This is a genomic window from Oscillospiraceae bacterium (genome assembly GCA_035353335.1).
Taxonomy (GTDB): domain Bacteria; phylum Bacillota; class Clostridia; order Oscillospirales; family JAKOTC01; genus DAOPZJ01.
Map to the genome: position 1 here is coordinate 1 of DAOPZJ010000116.1, position 2568 is coordinate 2568.

Genomic DNA, 2568 nt, shown 5'->3' on the forward strand with positions numbered 1-2568 from the left:
GCAGCATTACCGCCTATATTGTGTTGACAACATTATATATTGTGATATAATAAAGACATATTGTGCGAATGGGGGTGATTTCATGCAGGACAATATAACTATCGGGCGCAAGCTGAAAATATATCGGCTGTGCATCGACATGACGCGGAAGCAGGTTGCGGACAAGCTCGGGCTCTGCGTATCAACGATCGCGATGTATGAGCAGGGCGCGCGGCGTCCGCCGGACCATATCAAGCTGAAATATGCGGAGCTCTTCCGGTCGACGGTTCAAGATTTATTTTATGAATGAAGAAAGGGGAGACCATCAATGACAATCTATCAAATCAACGAGGCAATTTTCAACCTTATGGACTCGGAGACCGGCGAAATCAAGGACGCGGAAGCACTCGACGAATTGCAAATGGAGCGCGATCTGAAAATCGAAAATATCGCGCTGTGGATCAAGGAATTGAGCGCGACCGAAGACGCCATAGCAAACGAGATACACAATTTACAGGCGCGTAAGGCAACGGCGGCAAATCAAAAGGACAAGCTCAAAGGACTGCTTATGTATGCACTGGGCGGCGACAAATTTAAAACGCCTCGCGTCATGATCTACTACGGCAATTCGCAGTCGACGGAGATTGAAAACCCGGTACTTTTTAGAGAGTGGGCGGAAAAGAACGGGCGCGATGACTTGCTCACATACAAAGAACCGGCGCCGGCACTCACGGCAATCGCGAAAGCAATCGCAGACGGTCAAGACATCCCATACGCAACGATCAAAGGGAACACGCACATTGTAATCAAATGAAAGCGCGGATAAATTCGCTGACGTATGACCGGGACGGAAATCCGATCATAACGGTAACGGTAGTTGAGAACAAAACCGCTGTCGAGAAGACAATCGACCAGCTGGATGGGAAAGACATCAACGTGGAATTCAAGCAATATCACAAGATGCGGACGCGCGATGCGAACTCCTATGCGTGGGTGCTAATCGGCAAAATCGCAGAAGCGGTCAACGCTTCACCAGCCGACGTTTATCAACAAATGATTCGAGATATCGGCGGGAATTATGAAGTGGTCGCGGTTCGCAACGATGCGCTGGCTCAATGGCGATATGCGTGGACGTCAAAGGGTGTCGGGTGGATGATTGACATTGTCAACGCAAACAGAACAGATGGATATACCGATGTTATGTGCTCTTATGGATCATCCGCCTACAATTCGAGACAAATGGCGGCGCTGATAGACCGCATAATCGACGAAGCAAAAGAATACGGGATTGAAACGCTTACGCCATTTGAAATCGAAAAAATAAATAAATTATGGGAGTGTAGTAAAAATGTCAGAAGTATTTGAAAAGCTCGGGAACGATTTGGATAATCGCTCCGTCGGAATGATTTATCAAAAAATCATCGACGTTATGCGGGACTGCACGGCAATCGGAAAAGACAGAAAATCCGGGCAGGGGTATATGTTTCGCGGCGTTGACGCAGTAATGAACGAGTTAAACCCTCTATTTAAGAAGCACGGTGTTTTCGTCGTCCCGATCGTGATCAGCGCGCAACGCGAAGAACGGAAACAGGGAACGTGGATATTTACGCTGCTGGATGTGGAATACCGCTTCTTTGCGGCCGACGGTTCATATGTGACGGCGCGCGTTCGCGGTGAAGGTGCCGACAGCGGAGACAAGAGTTCAAATAAAGCGATGTCCGTCGCGTTTAAGTACGCCTGTTTTCAAGTCCTGTGCATACCGACAGAAGAATTTATTGATCCCGATGCCGATGGGCCGATGGACCTCTCTCCTGCGGCAAAGAGTACGATCGAAAAGTCACATCCCGAAGGGGTGTTTGAGACAAGCGCGGCGGATAAGGCGATTGCTCCGGCCCCAGCGGAAAATAAGGCGCCGAAGTTCGAGATTACAACGGAAAACAAGCCCGAACCGATAAAATGTTCGCTGTGCGGAGAACCTATTAAAGCAACAATCAGCAAAGGCGAACACCGGACGGCAGCTCAGGTCGCGGCTGTGACGGGAAACAAATGCGCGGAATGTTATAAACTTTCAAGATCATTTAAAGGAGCGGAATAATAATGGGAAATTCGATAAATGTGGTCTGTCTCATGGGGCGAATGACGGCGACGCCCGAACTCCGCAAAACACCTTCTGACGTGTCTGTTACGACATTCACGGTTGCGACAGACGGCGCGTATAACAAGGAAACTAAACAAGCGCAAACATATTGGCATGACTGCGTGGCATGGAAAGAAACGGCCGATTTCATTACAAATTATTTTACGAAGGGCCAAATGATTGCCATAACGGGCGAGCTTCAAACGCGTCAATACACTGACAAAAGCGGGAATAACCGCAAGGCCGTCGAGGTCCATGTAAGACAAGCATCCTTCTGCGGGAGTAAGGCCGAGACTGGGAGCGGCGGGAAATCAACAACCGGCAAAGTGCAAACGGAGACCGTGGACGATGAATTTGAAGAAGTGGGGTCGGACGATGACCTTCCGTTTTAGGACAAGCAGGGCCGCGACTGCCCCGGTCGATAATAGGGCAGTAGGAAGGAGTGAAACACG

At 49.4% G+C, this 2568-nt stretch carries 5 protein-coding genes; all 5 read left to right on the forward strand.

Annotated features, from left to right (window positions below):
• The first annotated feature begins 82 nt into the window (after positions 1 to 82).
• The 5 genes from PKH29_12785 (at position 83) to PKH29_12805 (ending at position 2508) form a co-directional block, all read left to right on the forward strand.
• Positions 83 to 289 carry a helix-turn-helix transcriptional regulator gene (locus PKH29_12785; protein HNX15715.1) on the forward strand — a complete coding sequence of 69 codons (207 nt, stop codon included), beginning with the start codon at positions 83 to 85 and terminating at the stop codon, positions 287 to 289.
• Between the two features lie 18 nt (positions 290 to 307).
• Complete coding sequence (locus PKH29_12790) at positions 308 to 793, forward strand: siphovirus Gp157 family protein (GenBank protein ID HNX15716.1); 486 nt, start codon at positions 308 to 310, stop codon at positions 791 to 793.
• Positions 794 to 915: 122 nt separating this feature from the next.
• Complete coding sequence (locus PKH29_12795) at positions 916 to 1344, forward strand: hypothetical protein (protein HNX15717.1); 429 nt, start codon at positions 916 to 918, stop codon at positions 1342 to 1344.
• On the forward strand, positions 1328 to 2074 hold the full coding sequence (locus tag PKH29_12800) for an ERF family protein (GenBank protein HNX15718.1): 747 nt from the start codon (positions 1328 to 1330) through the stop codon (positions 2072 to 2074). The genes PKH29_12795 and PKH29_12800 overlap by 17 nt, the downstream gene beginning before the upstream one ends.
• A 2-nt stretch (positions 2075 to 2076) precedes the next feature.
• Entirely contained in the window at positions 2077 to 2508 is a 432-nt protein-coding gene (locus tag PKH29_12805; GenBank protein ID HNX15719.1) for a single-stranded DNA-binding protein, read from the forward strand.
• The last annotated feature ends 60 nt before the right edge of the window (positions 2509 to 2568 follow it).